Genomic DNA, 14,964 nt, shown 5'->3' on the forward strand with positions numbered 1-14,964 from the left:
TGGACGAAAGGCATCCGACATCTGTAAGTGGGAGGCACACCATGAAAAGATCTACCTTGATCCTCGCTGTCCTGATGACACTGGGCTCTGCCAGCGCCTTTGCCGAAGGCGGGGCCGAACGCATGCGCTACTACTACGAAACTTTGCACTACAACCAGCAAGTGGCGCTGGGCAACATCACGCCAAACCAGGCGAATGAGCTGCGGGTACCGGACGATCAAACCGCACAAATGACCGAGTCCTACAGACCGAAAGATTGACCTCTGACCGCATGTCTGTCTGTAGGAGCGAGCATGCTCGCGATGGATTCAAGGATAACCAGGGGTATCTGGTGCCCCGCGTCATCGTTGACCTCCATCGCGAGCATGCTCGCTCCTACACAGGAGAATTAAAGTGGCTTGATCCAGAACATCATGCGCCCGTGCGCCGGATCGAACTCGCCCGGGGCAAAGCCGAACTTGGCGTAGGACGACTGCGCAACCGCATTGCCTTCCAGCACCTCCAGGGTGATCTTGCAGCAGCCACGCTGACGGGCGATGTCCTCTACCTTGTGCAGCATCCGCTGACTCAGACCCAAGCCGCGAAACTTCGGCACCACCGCCACGTCGTGCACGTTGACCAATGGCCGGCAGGCAAAGGTCGAAAACCCTTCAAAGCAATTGACCAACCCGGCCGGCTCGCCGCCGACGAAGGCCAGCACGCTGAACGCATGGGGGCGCTTAGCCAACTCACCCGGCAGATGTTCCAGCACCGTAGCAGGCAGGGAGTGACCACCGCCCATTGGATCTTCGGCGTAACTGTTCAATACCAGGCCAATCGCCTCGGCATGCACCGGATTGGTGTAGCTGGCTTGAAGCACAAGAATTTCTGCGGAATCCATTTCCATCCTCGATCACATGAAGTAGTCCCGATGCATAATTGGCATCGGACTGCGACCCTATCCTGAGCGCTACGCGTGTTGCAAGATCAAAAGATCGCAGTGTAGGAGCTGCCGAAGGCTCGGGCCGCGTTCGGACGATCTTTTGATCTTAATGCCCCCAAATCAACGCTTCAGTCCATCCCAGCTCAGCAAAATCCTCTGCTCGCAAGCGCGACTCGCTGGCACAGAAAAATTCGTCCAGCTGTGGCGGCTTGACCGAAGTACCGCTGAGCATCGCGTGGACCTGCCCGCGATGGTGAATCTGATGTTCGAAAAGATGCGACAGCAGGCGCAAGCGGGTGTCGTATTGCGGCGTGTCCCGGGCGATGGTCACGATCCTGCCCAGGTCGGCATCGCGCATTTGCTCGCAGTAGGCAATCAGGCGTCGGTCGACCTGCGCCTGTTCGCGCTTGAGGTCGGTCGCATGGGTGAACGGCTCGTCGTCCTTGAAGAACACGTAGCAATCAGGATGGGGATCATCACCGCGCAGCTCGCGCTCAAGGGCATCCACGTAGAACCAGTCGCAGGTCAGGATGTGGTTGAGGGTCGCGCCGAGACTGGGAAAGAAGCTGACCCGGGGCGCCGCCAACGCCTCCTGGCCCAGCTGACACCAGGCCTTGGCCAGTCGGTGATTGGCCCAGGCATTCTGATAGGCCATGGTCAACAAATGGTGCGACAGAGGTTGATTCATGTTCACTCCTCCTGGATTTCACGCCTCGGCGAAACGTTGCAGCTGCATTTCCTGCAGGCGGCTGAGGGTTCGGCGGAATGGAAATTCCAGGTAGCCCTCAGTGTAAAGCGAGTCCATGGGCACCTGGGCTTCGAGGTACAGCGGCACTTTGCGGTCGTAACACTCGTCCACCAGCGCGATGAAACGCCGTACACCGTCGTCGTGCACCGACAACTGCGGCAGTTCGCGGTCGCCTGCCACCACGCGCTCGACCCCGTCCTCAGTGCCCCGGGCAATGCGCCCTGCACGCTTTTGCGCGCTGAGGTTGGGCACGTCACCTAGAAGAATAGCGCTGAAGGTGTCGCAGAGGGTCATGAAATCCATCGCGGCGAAAGGCTGTTCACAGAGATCAAAGTATCGGCACCAGAGCACGGTCTGGCTGGCCTGCACCACATCGAGCGAACGAAAACCGACCTTGATCGGCGCGCTGGAAACCGTTTGGCCCAGGGTCAGCACCTTGAATACGTCACCCAGTGCACTGGGCTGTCCCGGCGCGGCCACCCAGTAACGTTGCAAGCCCTGCCCCGGATGCAGGCGATGATCTTCGCCGCCGTCGACCGCGATCACCTGCATGTGCTGCTTGATCGCGGCGATGGCAGGCGTGAAGCGGTCGCGGTTGAAGCCGTCGGCGTACAGCTGGTCCGGGGGAAGGTTGGAGGTGCACACCACTACCACGCCCTGTTCGAACATCACCTGGAACAAGCGCCCGAGAATGATCGCGTCACCGATGTCATTGACGAACAACTCGTCAAAGCACAGCACGCGCACTTCTTCGCTCAGTTCGCGGGCCAAGGCCTGCAACGGGTCGGCGGTGCCGGTCAGCTGAAATGAACGCTGATGCACCCAACTCATGAAATGATGAAAGTGCTGACGCCGGGCCGGCACCCGCAGGTGTTGGTAGAACTGGTCCATCAACCAGGTCTTGCCACGCCCGACCGGGCCCCAGAGGTACACGCCCATGATCGGCTTGCGACCTTCATGCAGCGCTTCATGGCATTTCTGCAGGGCCCAGACAGCATGTTCCTGGGCTTCGTCCTGGACGAAACCCTTCTGTTCGATCGCGTGCTGCCAGGCACTGAGGGGAGAGTCGACATTCATGCGCGGCAGTATGCCATCCGTCGACGCCGCCTTCTGTGAAATTTCACGCCGTTTCGGGGCTTTTCAGCCGAGAAAAAAGCGCCTTGACGGAAGTAATGCTGTTCACTTTAGGTTGGGGTGGCATATTTGGATTGGGTGTATATCCGTCGCTGCGGTCACGGCCACCTAGGGTTTCGCCCTTACGGCGAGTCACTTGGAAGAGCCCCAAGTAACCAAGGGCTCCTGCCCCTGGCGTTCGGTGCCTCGCTAGGGCTCGGCATGCCCTCGCTCTGGTCCTGCTCCGTGGGCCCGCCGCCATCGGCCATCCATGGCCGGCGGCGGCTAAACCGCCATCCATGCCGGTTTGCCCACTGCGCAGAACCTCCACTCGGCCTCTCGAGGGGGCAAGAAAAGCAAAAGCAACAGCCAAAGCGAGGCGGCCTAATAGCCGACCTGATTACTGGTCGATCCGCGATCCCTGTGGGAGCGAGCTTGCTCGCGATGGAGGTCCGAACGACGCGATCATTCAGACAGGGCGCGTTATCGTTCATGTCCATCGCGAGCAAGCTCGCTCCCACAGGGAACAGGTACACCCTTAAAAGTCAGGTCGGCTATCAGGCCGCCTCGCTTTGGCTTTGGATTTGGGCGCCCCGTTAAATCACGATGGCCGAACGCAGGAATTGCGTAGTGGGTAAACCGGCAGGACGCCGTTTAGCCGCGCTGGGCCAGGGATGGCCCATCGCGGCGACCCACGGAGCAATGCCTTCGTTACGGCATGCCGAGCCTAAGCGAGGCACAGAGTGGTGGGGCAAGAGCCTTTTGGTTACTTTTGGCTGGGCCGGCATTCCGGCTCTTTTCAAAAGTGACCCGCCGTAAGGGCGGAACCAATAGCGGCCGTTACCGCAGCAATGAATATCCCCCCCAATCCAGTTCTTACATTCAACCCCATGCTTAACTGAAAAGCATTACCTTGACGGATGATATTATTAGCATCATATTTAATAGATTACGCACAACATCCAAGTTCATTCAGACGTTTCCACAGGAGTCTCCCCCCATGCACTACAAAGTTTTTGGCCGTAAAACCGGCTTGCGGGTTTCCGAACTGGCGCTGGGCGCCGGCAACTTTGGCACCGGCTGGGGTCATGGTGCCGAGCGCGATGAAGCCAAGGGCATTTTTGATGGTTACCTTGCCGCTGGTGGGAATTTCATCGACACCGCCAACGGCTACCAGGCTGGCCAGTCGGAAGCAATGCTCAGCGAATTCATCGCTGCGGAACGCGATCATTTGGTCATTGCCAGTAAATACACGCTGGGCACGACGCCGGATGCCGGCATTTCCCACACCGGCAACAACCGCAAGAACATGGTTCGCGCCGTGGAAGAGAGCTTGAAGCGGCTGAAAACCGATCACCTGGATCTGTTCTGGGCGCACATGAGCGACGGCGTGACGCCGATGGAAGAAATCCTGCGCGGTTTCGACGACCTGGTCCGCGCCGGTAAGATTCATTACGCCGGGCTGTCGAATTTTCCGGCGTGGCGCATCGCCCGTGCCGATCTGCTGGCCGAGGTGCGCGGCTTTGCGCCGATTGCGGCGATCCAGGTCGAGTACAGCCTGGCCGAACGCACCGCCGAACGCGAACAACTGCCCATGGCTGAAGCCTTGGGCCTGGCCGCGACCCTGTGGTCGCCGTTGGGTGGAGGCTTCCTCACCGGCAAATACCGCACCGGCGATGGCGACAACCGCGCCAGCAAACTGGGCATGCTGGTTCACGCCGAGAAAAGCGCCCGCGAAACCGCCCTGCTCGACACCCTGCTGGCCGTCGCCGCGGAACTGGGTGCGAGCCCGACCCACGTGGCCATTGCCTGGCTGCGCGAACAAGCCAAGCGCTCGACCACCACGCTGATTCCGATTCTGGGCTCGCGTACCCGTGAACAACTGGATGCGACCCTGGGGGCGTTGAACGTGGAATTGAATGCCGAGCAGTTGTCGCGGCTTGATCGCGTCAGCCATGTGCCCAAAGGTGTGCCGCATGAATCCATTACCGGGTCGACCGCGCGGTTTAGCGGTGGCGTAACGCTGGATCTGCCGATAATCCCCGTGGCCTGACACCCATTAACTGTAGGAGCGAGGCTTGCCCGCGAACCGGACACCTCGGTGCTACTGCTGGACCGAGGCGATCCCTTCGCGGGCAAGCCTCGCTCCTACAGGGTGTGTGTGTTACCGATCGACCTTATGCCTGGCCGCATACAGGCACAGCATCTCCATCGCCAGCGTCGCCGCCGCCAATGAAGTGATGTCCGCATTGTCGTAGGCCGGCGCCACTTCCACCACATCCATGCCCACCAGGTTGATCCCGCGCAAGCCGCCAAGGATTTCCAGCGCCTGCACCGTGCTCAAGCCGCCACACACCGGAGTGCCGGTGCCCGGTGCGAACGCCGGGTCGAGGCAGTCGATGTCGAAAGTCAGGTACACCGGGTTGTCACCCACCCTTGCGCGAATGGCTTCGACAATCGCATCGACGCCACGCCGGTGCACTTGCCGTGCATCCAGCACCTGGAAGCCCTGGTGATCGTCGTTGGTGGTGCGCAACCCGATCTGCACCGAACGCGACGGATCGACCAGTCCCTCTTTGGCCGCGTGCCAGAACATGGTGCCGTGGTCGATTCGCTTGCCCTCTTCGTCCGGCCAGGTGTCGCTGTGGGCATCGAAGTGAATCAGCGACAGCGCACCATGCTTGCGCGCATGGGCCTTGAGCAGCGGATAGGTGATGAAGTGATCGCCGCCGAAGGTCAGCATCGCGCTGCCAGCATTGAGGATGTGCTCGGCGTGGGCTTCGATACTTTCGGGTGTCGACTGCGGCGAACCGTAATCGAAGTCGCAATCACCGAAGTCGACTACGGCCAGATGATCGAAGGGGTCGAAGGTCCACGGCCAGTGGCGCTCCCAGGCAATCCCGGTGGAAGCGGCGCGGATCCCCCGTGGCCCGAAGCGGGCGCCGGGGCGGTTGCTGGTTGCGGTGTCGAACGGCACGCCGCTGACCGCTACGTCGACGCCGCGCAAGTCGCGGCTGTAGCGTCGACGCATGAAACTGGTGATGCCGGCGTAGGTGCTTTCAGCGGCGGTTCCATAAAGGCTGTCACGGGTGATGGCCTGATCGTTCTGCATGGGGACGTCCATTGAAGGATCCTTGTTATTGGCGGCTACGGAAAGTGGTCCACAGGCGGGTACGCTGGCGCATGTCCTTGAGGCTCATACTGCGGTCGGCGTACAGGCGCTGACGAATGTCGGCGGGTGGATAGATGTCCGGATCAGTGCGCACCGCCTCGTCGACCAGCGGCGTCGCGGCCTGGTTGGCGGTGGCGAAGAACAGGGTGTTGGTCAGCGCGGCGACGGATTCGGGGCGCAACATGAACTCGATGAACTGGCGCGCGGCTTCAGGGTGCGGCGCGTCCTTGGGGATCGCCAGGTTGTCCTGCCACACCAGGGTGCCTTCCTTGGGAATCCGATAGGCGATTTCATAGGGTTTGTTGGCCTTGCGCGCTTGATCGGCGGCCATGCTCGCATCACCGTTGTAAGCCAGCGCCAGGCAGACGCTGCCATTGGCCAGGTCGTTGATCTGCCGGCCGCTGGCAACGTACAGCACCGAAGGCTGCAGTTGATGCAGCAACGCTTGCGCCGCGTCGAGATCCTTCTTGTCGGTGCTGTAGGGATCCTTGCCCAGGTAGTGCAACGCCAGGCCGATCACCTCCTGGGGTGAGTCGATGATCGCAACGCCGCAGTCCTTGAGCTGGCTGGCGTATTCGGGTTTGAACAGCAGGTCCAAACTGTTGAGCGGTACGTTCGGCAGGCGTTTTTGTACCGCCTCGACATTCATCCCCAACCCCAGGGTGCCCCAGGTGTAGGGCACACCGTATTGATTACCGGGATCGACAGCAGCCAGTTTCTCCAGCAGATCCGGATCAAGGTTGGCGTAGCCCTTCAGACCCTCGTGGGGAATGGCCTTCAGGGCGCCTGCCGCCAGGCCACGGGCCAGGACGCTGGACGACGGCACCACCACGTCATAGCCACTGCCGCCGGTGAGCAATTTGGTTTCCAGCACTTCCGGCGCATCGAAGGTGTCGTAGCGCACGTGAATACCGGTTTCCTGCTCGAAGCGCTGCAAGGTCTCGGGGGCAACGTAATCGGCCCAACTGTAGAGGTTGACTACCTTTTCCTCGGCCTGGGCCGCGGCGGCCATGGCAAGGAACAGCGTGGGGACACACAACTTAAACACGGGAGCCATGACGAACACCTGACCGGGGGAAGTGGTTGCAGGATGCGTCGTCGGTTACATTGGTAAAATATCAAGTTTATTAACCTGACATTATCTCGGAGTAATGTTTGATGCTCGGTCAACTGCATGATCTGGACCTGCAACTGCTGCGCCTGTTTGTCAGCGTCGTCGAGTGCGGCGGTTTCAGCGCAGCCCAGGGTGAACTGGGACTGAGCCAGTCGAGCATCAGCCAGCAAATGGCCAAGCTGGAGACCCGCCTCGGCTATCGCTTGTGCAGCCGTGGCAAGGGTGGATTCCGGATCACCGCCAAAGGCGAACAATTACTCAGCGCGACGCGAAGCCTTTTCCAATCCATCGAAGCGTTCCGTCACCAATCCAACGGCGTGGCCGGGCGCTTGATCGGCGAGGTTCGCCTGGGCGTGTCCGAAGCGCTGGATCAATCGGTGCTGCAGCGGGTGGCCGAGGCGATCCGGCGTTTTCGCGAGCGTGACGAATCGGTGCGCATCGAGTTGATGAGCGCCATGCCCGGCGACATGGAGCGTTTGCTGCTACAGCAGCGGCTGGACCTGGCCATCGGCTATTTCTCGCAGATCCAAAGCGCTTTTGACTACCGCGAGCTGTTTACTGAAACCCAGCACCTGTACTGCGCCGTTGGCCATCCGCTATTCACCGATGAGGCGCCGGATGACCAGGCACTCCAGGCCTGCGACCGGGTCGATCACCCCTACCGTTTCCTTCGCAGCGACGAGCCCTTTCAAGGAAAGATCTGCTCGGCGCGTGCGGAGCAGGTCGAAGGCACCCTCGCCTTTATCCTGTCCGGCAAGCATGTGGGGTATTTGCCCAGTCACTTTGCCCGCAGCTGGGAAGACAAGGGGTTGCTGCGGGTGGTACGCCGGGAAGGCATGAGTTTCGAGGTGGCATTTCATTTGGCTCGTCATCGCGCGCAAGTGCCGGGGGATGCGCAGAAGGCGTTTGAAGAGGATCTGCTGGCGGCGTTTGCCTGATCACCCCGTGGCGAGGGGATTTATCCCCGTTGGGCAGCGAAGCGGCCCCAAATCCATTCAACGCAGTATATCTGACAAAACGAGCCGCCTGGGTTTAGGGGCGCTGCGCACCCCAACGGGGATAAATCCCCTCGCCACAGATAAATCCCCTCACCACAGATATATCCCCTCACCACAGATGAATCCCCTTACCACAGGGTTGGGCCAAACCCGAGTTTCTGTTTCAGAGTCTTTCTGGCATCCTGCGCCTCCATTTTCTGACCCGGCCCCGCCTCCCGGCACACAAACCACCATGACTTCCCCTGAAAAAACCCCGCGCCACAGTGACCTGCTCTACGGTCTCGACGACCGTCCGCACCTCACCGCCACGGTGTTCGCCGCCCTGCAACACGTGCTCGCCAGCTTCGTCGGGATCATTACCCCGACTCTGATCATGGGCAGTGCCCTGGGTTTGCAGAGCGAAATCCCCTACCTGATCAGCATGGCGCTGTTCGTCTCCGGCCTCGGCACCTTCGTCCAGGCGCGACGCTTCGGTCCGGTGGGCTCGGGCCTGTTGTGCCTGCAAGGCACCAGCTTCTCGTTCATCAGCGTCATCCTCAGTGCCGGTTTCATGGTCAAGGCCCGGGGCGGCGGCACCGATGAAATCCTCTCGACGATCTTCGGCGTGTGCTTCTTTGCCGCTTTCATCGAAGTGGTATTAAGCCAGTTCATCGGCAAGCTGCGGATGCTGATCACCCCGGTAGTGACCGGCACCATCATCACCCTGATGGGCCTGTCGTTGATCAAGGTCGCCATGACCGACATCGCCGGCGGCTTCGGCGCCCCCGACCTCGGCGCGGCCAGTCACCTGGGCCTGGCGGCCCTGGTGCTCGGCACCATCGTGGTATTGAACCGGGTGGACGTGCCGTTTCTGCGCCTGGGCGCGATTGTCATCGGCCTGACCCTCGGCTACGCCGTCGCCTGGCTGCTGGGCCACGTCGATTTCGCCAGCCTGCCCGCCGTGCCGCTGATGAGCGTGCCGGTACCGTTCAAGTATGGCTTCGCCTTCGACTGGGTGGCGTTCGTCCCGGTGGCGGTGATTTTCCTGGTGTCGCCGCTGGAAGCGGCCGGTGACCTGACCGCCAACTCGATGATTTCCCGTCAACCGGTCAAAGGCCCGGTCTACATTCGAAGGATCAAGTCCGGTCTGCTTGCCGACGGCCTCAACTCAGCCATGGCCGCGGTGTTCAACAGCATGCCGATGGTGACCTTCGCGCAGAACAACGGGGTGATTCAGCTGACCGGCGTGGCGAGTCGTTATGTGGCATTTTTCATTGCCGGCCTGTTGGTCGTGCTGGGGCTGTTCCCGATGATCGGCGCCGTGCTGCAGCTGATGCCCAAACCGGTGCTCGGCGGTGCGGAGCTGGTGATGTTCGGCACCGTCGCCGTGGCCGGGATCAAGATCCTCGCCGAAGCCGGATTGCATCGACGCAACATGCTGATCGTGGCGATTTCCATCGGCATGGGCCTGGGTGTGGCGGCCGTGCCGGAGGTGTTGCGCGAGCTGCCGAAAGCGCTGCATAACATCTTCGAATCGCCGATTACCGTTGGCGCGTTGTGCGCTATCGTGCTGAATATCTTTCTGCCCGAGGAATTCATCGAACTGGAAGAAGACGATTTCGACCCGGAAGCCTCGATTCTCCAAGTCATGGAAAATCCGGATGTGCCGGCCAAAGCTGACCCCACCACGCCAGCGGTTGTCGCACAGTTGAACCGCTAGACAGGCTCAAGGCCGAGCCAGCGGTGGTTCGGCCTTTTCTTCAAGAGAGCATGCATTCGCGTGCAAAACCCCAATGGCACCAACATCAACTACAACGGCGTCGCCCTGGACCTCAACGGCCAGCCCTTCGCCTCTGGTGTCAGTGATCAATCCGGGTCGATGGGCGTTTCTCCGACGCCGTGCTGAGTGTGCCGGTGAGCGTGTCGGCATTCTCGGTGTTTCGCCAGACCATTGGCCTGAGCCAGACCCAAGACCTGAACAACATGCCCTACGTTTTGCGCGGAAAACTGGGCGCAGGCTTGTTCGGCACCAGGCGTTTCGTCGATAGTGGCAAGCTCAACCTGCCGGGGCCATCCACCGGTAGCCGCTGAGGCCGATGTCAAGGAGCTGTAAACACATGGACCCGATACCCACGCTTTACACCGCGCGGTTGATTCTGCGCCCGCTGGAACTGGCCGATGCCGACGTCATCCAGCAGCAATTCCCGCACTGGGAAGTGGTGCGCTACCTGAACGCCCTCGTTCCGTGGCCCTACCCCGCCGACGGCGCATTGGTTTACCTGCGCGACATTGCCTTGCCGGCGATTGCCCGTGGCGCAGAATGGCACTGGTCAATCCGCTTGAAGTCGGCGCCCGAGCAACTGATCGGCAATGTCAGCCTGATGAATGAACAGGACAACAACCGCGGTTTCTGGCTCGGCCCCAAGTGGCAGGGTCAGGGGTTGATGACTGAAGCCAGCGAGGCTGTCACTGCGTACTGGTTCCAGATCCTCGATCGCGCCGTGCTGCGTGTCCCCAAGGCGGCCTCCAACATCGGCTCGCGCATGCTTTCGCAACGTACCGGCATGCGCTTGATCCGCACGGAGGAAGGAAACTTTGTCAGCGGTCGCTGCGCGAAAGAGATCTGGGAAATCACCCGCGAAGAGTGGCAGCAGCGGCGCTGATGACTCTGTATGTACCGTCTTGAGACTGATCGTGTTGCTGCGGCCATTTTCTTGCGGGTGCCCATTCCATTGCTGCGGTAACGGCCACTTAGGGTTTCGCTCATAGCGAGTCACTTGGAAGAGTCTGTAGGAGCGAGCATGCTCGCGATGGAGGTCAACGATGACGTGGGGCGCCTGACACCCCGCGGTGCTCTCAGGTTTTTCGCGAGCATGCTCGCTCCTACAGGGCCAAGCGCGGCTAACCCCTGTAGGAGCCGGCTTGCTGGCGATGGCGCCCGAAAGAGCAACGCAATACTCAAGGACGCCTTCGCCGACAGACCAGCCCCTGCAAAGATTTACGAAGTGAATCTAACGCCTGGTTTAGCCCGCTCATCCACGGTTAACTCGAACACATCCGGACGCGCGTAATGCCCTACTACATCGAAATCGTAGCGAGCGCGGACCAGATCGTCGGTGTCAATTTCAGCACAAAGCAGACCTGGGCCATCCCGCAGCGGTCCGGCCAGAACATCCCCCATCGGCCCGACGATCACGCTGCCGCCGGCAATCAGCGGCCGGTCCGCCGGCCAGTTGGCGATCTCCACGCCCAAGGCTTGCGGCGAGTCCTGGACCTGGCACGCGCTGACCACGAAGCAGCGCCCCTCATGGGCAATATGGCGCATGCTCACCTGCCACATCTCCCGCTCGTCCACCGTTGGCGCGCACCACACCTCCACGCCTTTGGCGTACATCGCGGTGCGCAGCAGCGGCATCATGTTTTCCCAGCACACCACCGCGCCGATCCGCCCGACCTGGCTGTCGATTACCGGCAAGGTCGAGCCATCGCCCTTGCCCCAGATCAGCCGTTCGGTGCCCGTGGGCATCAGTTTTCGGTGTTTGGCGACCAGTCCAGCCTGCGGATCAAAGTACAACGCGGTGCAATACAAGGTGCTGCCGGCGCGTTCGATCACACCGATCACCAGATTAGCGCCCGTACGCGCCGACAGCCCGGCCAGCGCTTCGGTTTCCGCGCCAGGCACATCGATGGCATTGGCGAAATACCGGGCAAAGGCTTCACGACCTTCCGGCAGTCGATAACCCAGTTGGGTGCCAAAACCTTCACCTTTGGGGTATCCGCCCAGCAATGCTTCGGGCATGACCACCAGCCCCGCGCCTGAATCAACAATGGCGTTTTCATACGAGAGGATCTGTTCCAGCGTCTGTGCCTTGCCGCCGGGCAAGGCGCCGATTTGCAGTGCAGCAACGATTGACTTGGGCATCGCGGTCACTCCGTTCACATCAGGTGTTGCCCATTGTCAGGCGTCACGGGATCATGAATAAAGCCCATCCTGCTGATGAATGATATGAGCCAAATGAATATCGCCGCCGTTGATCTCAACCTGCTCAAAGTCTTCGAAGCCTTGCATGAAGAGTCCAGCGCCAGCCGTGCGGCATTGCGTCTGGGCGTGACGCAGTCGGCGGTGAGCGCGGCGTTGCGCCGGCTGCGCGAGGTGTACGGCGATCAATTATTCGTACGCACTGGCCGAGGCCTTGCGCCGACGCTCAAGGCCAATCAGTTGAAACCTGTGGTCAGCGACGCCCTGAACAAATGCCGACAGAGCCTGGCGATGGTCGATCCGACCGCCAATCACTACGACGGCCGCTCGGTCACGGTGGGTTTGTCAGATGATTTCGAAATCGCCTACGGACGTCGCTTGATCGAGGAAATCGCCCGCTGCGCGCCGAAGCTGCGGCTGATCTTCCGCCAGACTCACAGTCAGATCGTCGCGCAGGCGTTGATGGAGCGCAGCATCGATCTGGCAATCACGGCCGGCGGGTTTGCCGAGCGGTTGCTCAGTCGTCAGGTATTGGGTGAAGGCGATTATCTGTGTCTGGTTGACCCGATGAGTCTGGCCGCGGGACAGCAAACCATCGACCTTGAAGAGTTCGTCAGCCGTGAACATATTCTGGTGTCATCGGGTGGCTTTATCGGGATCACCGACGAAGGATTGGCCGCGTTGGGCTTGAGCCGGCGGGTGTGCGCTTCGACCACGCATTTCGCAGCGTTGCCGCATCTGCTCAAGGGCAGTCAGGCTCTGGCGACCATTCCGGCCCATGCCGCCCGAAGCATCGCAGCGCTCAGCGGCCTGGCGCTGCTGCCCTGCCCTTTGGCGCTGCCGCGTTACCCGATCGAACTGGGTTGGCGCACCAGCACGCAACTCGATCCGGTGGTGTTGAAAGTGCGAGAGGCGATTGTCGCGAGCTTTGCGTGAAGCCCTGGGTTATTTAGCCGCCATCAATCGATTGACTTCACTTCGCACCATGTTCGCGAATTCCGGGGGCGACATACCGTCGAGTTCGGAACGGACCCACTCGGCCCATTTGCCCTTGCGCTTGGCGCGCTCGCCGAAAAGACGCGCGGCTTCGCCCTTGGCTTTGCCCAGGTTGTTTTGCCAGAGATCGAACAGACGGGATTTCTCGTCTTCAAGCGCCGCGCGCTCGGCAAGGGGTTTGTCGGCCAGATTGAAGCTCATGGGAAGTTACCTGCTGCGTAAATAGGCTACATCTTACACTGTAGGAAGAAATGTCCTGCGCTGGATTTTTCGACACGATGGCGTCCGCACGCAAAATCACTGCAACTTTTTCCGTCGCGGCAGACTCCATTGTTCACTGCTTATTCACTTGCAAGGAGTACCTCAATGGCCCGGAAAACCGCCGCACAAATCGCCGAAGACCAAATCAAGGACCAGGCTTTCAGCGATCTTCAGGCGCTGATCGAAGAGTCGGAAAAGCTGCTCAAGAGCAGTGCGTCACTGGTCGGTGAAGAAGCCGACACGCTTCGCGGACAAATCGCCCAGAAACTCCAGCAGGCACGGGACTCGGTCACCAGCGTCCGCGACCGGACCCTGCCGGCGGTCGAAGCCACTGAAACCTTCATTGGCGGGCACCCATGGCAGACCGTGGCCATTTCCGCCGGTTTTGGCTTGGTGGTTGGGTTGCTGTTGAGTCGTCGTTAATCCGCCTCGGGTTTTTAACGGGGGGTACTGGCTAGACGTAATCCACTGTAGGAGCCGGCTTGCTGGCGATGGCGTCCTTGAGAGCGCTATCGCCAGCAAGCCGGCTCCTACAAAGTTCGTGTTCGACGCTAAATTCCTGCCAACTCCCGCAAATTCGCCAGCGTATCCGCATCAAGCGCAATGCCATCCGCGCTGGATTTCGCCCGCTGATGATGCCGCCGATCCCCCGGCAATCGCTTAAGCCCCACACCATGCATCTGCCGCACCAGCTCCTGGCTGCGCTCGGCAAAGCTCTGCCCGGCCGCCTTGCTCGGATCGATCACGATCAACAGTTGGCCGGTCCATGGTGTCTTGGCCCCCGGGTGGTTCTTCCAGTCGAACTCGAACGAGAAGTTGCCACCGGTCAACGCCGCCGCCAACAGCTCCACCATCATCGACAGCGCCGAACCTTTATGCCCGCCAAACGGCAGCAACGCGCCCCCCTCCAGAATCGCTTTCGGGTCCTGGGTCGGCTGACCGAGGCCATCCACGCCCATGCCTGCGGGCAAGCGCTCACCCTTGCGTGCGGCGATCTGCACATCGCCATGGGCGATGGCACTGGTGGCCAGGTCGAAGACAATCGGATCACCGTCTGCACGCGGGGCGGCGAAGGCAATCGGGTTGGTGCCGAACAGCGGGCGATCGGCACCGTGCGGCACCACGCAGGTCATGCTGTTGACCACGCTCAATGCCACCAGCCCTTCATAGGCGAACGGCTCGACATCCGGCCACAACGCCGCAAAGTGATGGGAATTACGAATTGCCAACACCGCAATGCCGGCACTGCGAGCCTTTTCCACCAGCAAGGCGCGTGCGGCGGCGAGTGCCGGTTGGGCGAAGCCATTGCCGGCGTCGACCCGGACGAAACCCGAGGCCACGTCCTCGACCACCGGCACGGCCTGGCCATTGACCCAGCCGCTCTTCAGCGTCGACACGTAACCGGGAATGCGGAACACACCATGACTGTGGGCACCATCGCGCTCGGCACCGGCGCAGTTGAGGGCCAGTGTCCTGGCGACCTTGGTGGAGGTGCCGTGACGAACGAAAATGCGTTCGAGCAAAAGGACGAGAGAATCAAAATCCAGGGTTGAGTTGGCCGAACTGACTGCCATTTCAGGCGAAGCGGTCATCTGAAGCTCCAGTTTTATTTTTAGAGGCGGGCGACAGGTTGATTAAGCCCTTTCTTACCGGCGTCCTGTCAAGTCTCTCGCAGAGCAATA

At 60.8% G+C, this 14,964-nt stretch carries 15 protein-coding genes and 1 pseudogene; 8 read left to right on the forward strand and 8 right to left on the reverse strand.

Annotation, left to right across the window (positions count from 1 at the left end; translation table 11 throughout):
- The first annotated feature begins 41 nt into the window (after positions 1-41).
- Positions 42-260 (forward strand): hypothetical protein, encoded by a 219-nt coding sequence (locus tag ACA054_RS17020; protein ID WP_497685288.1) that lies wholly within the window; start codon positions 42-44, stop codon positions 258-260.
- 128 nt (positions 261-388) lie between these two features.
- Here the strand turns inward: ACA054_RS17020 and ACA054_RS17025 are convergent, their stop codons facing one another.
- The 3 genes from ACA054_RS17025 to zapE form a co-directional block, all read right to left on the reverse strand.
- Positions 389-880, reverse strand: coding sequence for a GNAT family N-acetyltransferase (locus ACA054_RS17025; protein ID WP_497685289.1), 492 nt, complete (start codon positions 878-880; stop codon positions 389-391).
- A gap of 148 nt (positions 881-1,028) precedes the next feature.
- Positions 1,029-1,610 (reverse strand): DinB family protein, encoded by a 582-nt coding sequence (locus ACA054_RS17030; RefSeq protein ID WP_497685290.1) that lies wholly within the window; start codon positions 1,608-1,610, stop codon positions 1,029-1,031.
- Positions 1,611-1,628: 18 nt separating this feature from the next.
- The gene (gene zapE / locus ACA054_RS17035) at positions 1,629-2,747 is read right to left on the reverse strand and encodes a cell division protein ZapE (RefSeq protein WP_497685291.1); all 1,119 of its coding nucleotides are present in this window, start codon (positions 2,745-2,747) and stop codon (positions 1,629-1,631) included.
- Between the two features lie 1,036 nt (positions 2,748-3,783).
- Between zapE and ACA054_RS17040 the strand changes: the two genes are divergently transcribed.
- Positions 3,784-4,836, forward strand: a complete 1,053-nt coding sequence (locus ACA054_RS17040) for an aldo/keto reductase (protein ID WP_497685292.1) — start codon at positions 3,784-3,786, stop codon at positions 4,834-4,836.
- 111 nt (positions 4,837-4,947) lie between these two features.
- On the opposite strand, the gene speB is transcribed toward ACA054_RS17040, so the two are convergent.
- Both speB and ACA054_RS17050 read right to left on the reverse strand, forming a co-directional pair.
- Complete coding sequence (gene speB / locus ACA054_RS17045; protein ID WP_497685293.1) at positions 4,948-5,907, reverse strand: agmatinase; 960 nt, start codon at positions 5,905-5,907, stop codon at positions 4,948-4,950.
- Between the two features lie 13 nt (positions 5,908-5,920).
- The gene (locus tag ACA054_RS17050; protein ID WP_497685294.1) at positions 5,921-7,012 is read right to left on the reverse strand and encodes a polyamine ABC transporter substrate-binding protein; all 1,092 of its coding nucleotides are present in this window, start codon (positions 7,010-7,012) and stop codon (positions 5,921-5,923) included.
- A 101-nt stretch (positions 7,013-7,113) separates the two neighbouring features.
- Between ACA054_RS17050 and ACA054_RS17055 the strand changes: the two genes are divergently transcribed.
- From ACA054_RS17055 to ACA054_RS17070, 4 genes and pseudogenes are all read left to right on the forward strand, one after another.
- Positions 7,114-8,007: a LysR family transcriptional regulator gene (locus tag ACA054_RS17055; RefSeq protein ID WP_497685295.1), complete on the forward strand. Its 894-nt coding sequence runs from the start codon at positions 7,114-7,116 to the stop codon at positions 8,005-8,007.
- A gap of 292 nt (positions 8,008-8,299) precedes the next feature.
- On the forward strand, positions 8,300-9,766 hold the full coding sequence (locus ACA054_RS17060) for a nucleobase:cation symporter-2 family protein (RefSeq protein ID WP_497685296.1): 1,467 nt from the start codon (positions 8,300-8,302) through the stop codon (positions 9,764-9,766).
- Positions 9,767-9,820: 54 nt separating this feature from the next.
- Positions 9,821-10,137, forward strand: a pseudogene (locus tag ACA054_RS17065) (LEA/WHy family protein); the annotation flags it as partial.
- A 26-nt stretch (positions 10,138-10,163) separates the two neighbouring features.
- Positions 10,164-10,709: a GNAT family N-acetyltransferase gene (locus tag ACA054_RS17070; RefSeq protein ID WP_497685297.1), complete on the forward strand. Its 546-nt coding sequence runs from the start codon at positions 10,164-10,166 to the stop codon at positions 10,707-10,709.
- Between the two features lie 335 nt (positions 10,710-11,044).
- Here the strand turns inward: ACA054_RS17070 and ACA054_RS17075 are convergent, their stop codons facing one another.
- Positions 11,045-11,968, reverse strand: a complete 924-nt coding sequence (locus ACA054_RS17075) for a carbon-nitrogen hydrolase family protein (protein WP_497685298.1) — start codon at positions 11,966-11,968, stop codon at positions 11,045-11,047.
- Between the two features lie 84 nt (positions 11,969-12,052).
- Here ACA054_RS17075 and ACA054_RS17080 point away from each other — a divergent pair, with 84 nt between their 5' ends.
- Positions 12,053-12,961: a LysR family transcriptional regulator gene (locus ACA054_RS17080; protein ID WP_497685299.1), complete on the forward strand. Its 909-nt coding sequence runs from the start codon at positions 12,053-12,055 to the stop codon at positions 12,959-12,961.
- 9 nt (positions 12,962-12,970) lie between these two features.
- On the opposite strand, the gene ACA054_RS17085 is transcribed toward ACA054_RS17080, so the two are convergent.
- The gene (locus ACA054_RS17085; protein ID WP_497635085.1) at positions 12,971-13,222 is read right to left on the reverse strand and encodes a hypothetical protein; all 252 of its coding nucleotides are present in this window, start codon (positions 13,220-13,222) and stop codon (positions 12,971-12,973) included.
- Positions 13,223-13,387: 165 nt separating this feature from the next.
- Here ACA054_RS17085 and ACA054_RS17090 point away from each other — a divergent pair, with 165 nt between their 5' ends.
- Positions 13,388-13,705: an ElaB/YgaM/YqjD family protein gene (locus ACA054_RS17090; protein ID WP_497685300.1), complete on the forward strand. Its 318-nt coding sequence runs from the start codon at positions 13,388-13,390 to the stop codon at positions 13,703-13,705.
- 128 nt (positions 13,706-13,833) lie between these two features.
- Here the strand turns inward: ACA054_RS17090 and ACA054_RS17095 are convergent, their stop codons facing one another.
- Complete coding sequence (locus tag ACA054_RS17095) at positions 13,834-14,874, reverse strand: Ldh family oxidoreductase (RefSeq protein WP_497685301.1); 1,041 nt, start codon at positions 14,872-14,874, stop codon at positions 13,834-13,836.
- Between the last annotated feature and the right edge of the window lie 90 nt (positions 14,875-14,964).

It is taken from the genome of Pseudomonas sp. LBUM1653, from assembly GCF_059716115.1.